Below are 2533 nucleotides of genomic sequence, written 5' to 3'. Positions count from 1 at the left end.
GGGTTTATTGAACCACAACAAGATGTAGAAGCACTGACTAAACATTGTCCGCTTACACACTGAGAACTTACTCCAATGCTGCCACCTGAAAGCTAGGTAGAACCCCAAAAGCTTCCTAACGCAATCAGTAAAACTAAAATTCTTTGCATGATTCTCCTTGTGGCAGTTAACGCCGCAAATAAACAGCTAAAAATAGTTGGCTATAATTTATGAACTACGAACAAAGCCAACTGTTTTTATCCTTACTAATTAACTTGTTAGCATGCTTTACACTAATCAATTTCAATACTTATATAGTTAGGCACTAAAGTACCGGCTTGCCAATGCCAACTAAATTCGATAGTAGCCTTTTGCACTTGAAATTGATAATTTACCTCAACTCCATCATCCCAATGATCTGTTTGGTGTGTGAAACGGCCAAGGATATGAACTGGTTGAAACTGTTTACTCACTACAATTGTTTCGCCATTAAATACAAGGCTACCTTCGTAAGTCTCCCCTTTAGAGTAGAACTCATTAAGTCGTACAACTAAACTTTTGATAATTGAATCTTCGATATAAAAGCTAACACTTCCGTTTTGATGATTTCCATCAAGTAGGTTCGTGCTACTTCCTAACTCAAAGTTCAATATTTCAAATGAATCAAGATTGATGCATATAGTTCCTAACATGATAATGCCTCGTATAACGGGCTAATAATGTTTGGCTAAAATTGGTAAGGCACGTACCAAGCAAAATTTTATTATTCAATGCGTTGATGCGTTTGTTAGCTGTATGACTACTCATATTTAACTGCAATTTTATTAATCCATCCGTAACTAGTTTCTGATAGATATTCATTTCCAGTAAGCCTGTGAAATATCTTTATTGTAGAGTTATCCAACCACTCTACATTTGGTGCCACTTCGTTTGGATGCCCTGGTATAATGAGTATATTGCCTGAATCATTTAGTAACTCAACATCTGCACCTAAAACGGAAACCTGAGTAGAAAACCCCGTAGTTGCACCACAATCACGCTGGAACACTACTACCCGCCTTTTGCTATCTGGTGAATATGTTTCCGTATGGAGATAATTGCCACACATATCGGGAAGAGTAAAATATACCCATACGATAAAAATGGTAGAGATTACCCCAGCGAAAATACCTAGCCTCACTATAAGCTTTATTATGAAGTCCATTTAATACAGCTAACGCTTTAATAATAGTCAGAAAATTATAGGCTACACTGCCGCCTAGCAGCAAGCCTATAATTTTATGTACTTATTGATTGACTTGTTGTGTGCATTTATACTTGCCATACACCGCTGATTCAAAACATTTTACATCAGCACATATATCAATCATTTCAGCAAACTCAAAAAGTTGATAATTATTCCCTTTACATTTTTCAGCAGCCCTGAAATGAAAAAAATGCTCTAAAACTTCACGACTATGATTTTGCGTAGAAATAATTTTTAGTACATTAACACCATTTTCAAGCGTCTTTTCATCGTAACCTTCTTCGTATGTACCAAATTTCACAGGCTTATAGTTGAAATCTGTCGGTACTGAGCAACCTAAGGTAGAGAATATCACCAAAAATAGAAGAATTCGCATGTGCACCCCATGCCGCGGTAATAGGCAGCTGGAACAGAGCAAAGCGGTGTGTAAGCTATTCCAGTGAGCACAGCGAACGAAATTAACCGCTTTGTTATGTTTTTTAAGTTTCAACATCTTTATTTTCAAGAAGTTTGAAAGTTCCTTCTACGAAAACCGGTATGTATTCGTCTAGCATTTCGTTTCGTTTTTCTAGAATTTGTTTCGACAGTTTGGATGCTTTTTTCTTATCAACCACACCCAGTTCAGTTAAAACATTAAGATATCTATTGCATGTATCAGTCATCCACATATCTAAATGGCTTTCAAGACTAGCTACTTTCTCCATGCGACTCTCCTAATTGAAGCATAACGCTTAACAAACGACGGAAAATAGCAGGCTAAACTAAGCGAAGAATGAGCGCAAGCCTGCTGTTTTGCGTCCATTGTTTAATTAACTTGTTGGAGATACCTAGAACGGAAAACAACTCAAACTAGTTGGCTTAATTTGTCCAGAAAGCCTTGTTACAACTTCTGCCCACGAATTGCTGCCATTTGCATGTAAAAGCAACTTTGAAATATGACGCTTAATAACATTCCAATCAAACTCTTCGAGCACCAATGTCGGTGGCATAAATGAATTTATAGTCCGATTTTCAATTGCCTTGGGAGAGGCTACATAGAATTCAAAAAACACGCTATCGGTTTGATGATTTTCAAAGCACAAGTCTAATTCCATAAGAACATCAAATTCCTCCCAATCACTAGGATAACCGGAGGTTGATGGTTCTAATTGATCACTTGATATTCCGAGTAACTCGATATTCATAGTATCTCTAGGTTTAACGCCCCAATAAGGAGCTGACAACGCTTGGCTAAACTGTGTAGCAGAGCGGAACTGAGCCAAGCTTTAGCAGTCCCGCACTCAATTGGCTTGTTGAACGAAGCCGCTG

The 2533-nt window shown here is 37.7% G+C and carries 5 protein-coding genes; all 5 read right to left on the bottom strand.

What is annotated here, in order from left to right; genetic code table 11:
- Positions 1–272: 272 nt before the first annotated feature.
- The 5 genes from N475_RS22610 to N475_RS22590 all read right to left on the bottom strand — a co-directional run bounded on the left by N475_RS22610 (position 273) and on the right by N475_RS22590 (position 2409).
- A complete protein-coding gene (locus tag N475_RS22610; protein ID WP_063366009.1) occupies positions 273–671 on the bottom strand; it encodes a hypothetical protein in 399 nt (132 codons plus the stop codon).
- A gap of 107 nt (positions 672–778) precedes the next feature.
- The gene (locus tag N475_RS25770; protein WP_063366008.1) at positions 779–1183 is read right to left on the bottom strand and encodes a DUF5412 family protein; all 405 of its coding nucleotides are present in this window, start codon (positions 1181–1183) and stop codon (positions 779–781) included.
- Positions 1184–1265: 82 nt separating this feature from the next.
- On the bottom strand, positions 1266–1601 hold the full coding sequence (locus tag N475_RS22600; RefSeq protein WP_155732617.1) for a hypothetical protein: 336 nt from the start codon (positions 1599–1601) through the stop codon (positions 1266–1268).
- A 103-nt stretch (positions 1602–1704) separates the two neighbouring features.
- A complete protein-coding gene (locus tag N475_RS22595; RefSeq protein WP_063366006.1) occupies positions 1705–1929 on the bottom strand; it encodes a hypothetical protein in 225 nt (74 codons plus the stop codon).
- A 123-nt stretch (positions 1930–2052) separates the two neighbouring features.
- Positions 2053–2409, bottom strand: a complete 357-nt coding sequence (locus N475_RS22590; RefSeq protein ID WP_063366005.1) for an Imm8 family immunity protein — start codon at positions 2407–2409, stop codon at positions 2053–2055.
- Between the last annotated feature and the right edge of the window lie 124 nt (positions 2410–2533).

The sequence above is a fragment of the Pseudoalteromonas luteoviolacea DSM 6061 genome (assembly GCF_001625655.1).
In the GTDB taxonomy this organism is placed as follows: Bacteria; Pseudomonadota; Gammaproteobacteria; order Enterobacterales; family Alteromonadaceae; genus Pseudoalteromonas; species Pseudoalteromonas luteoviolacea.
Note: the sequence above shows the minus strand (reverse complement) of the source record. Positions and strands in the feature narration are given on the sequence as shown.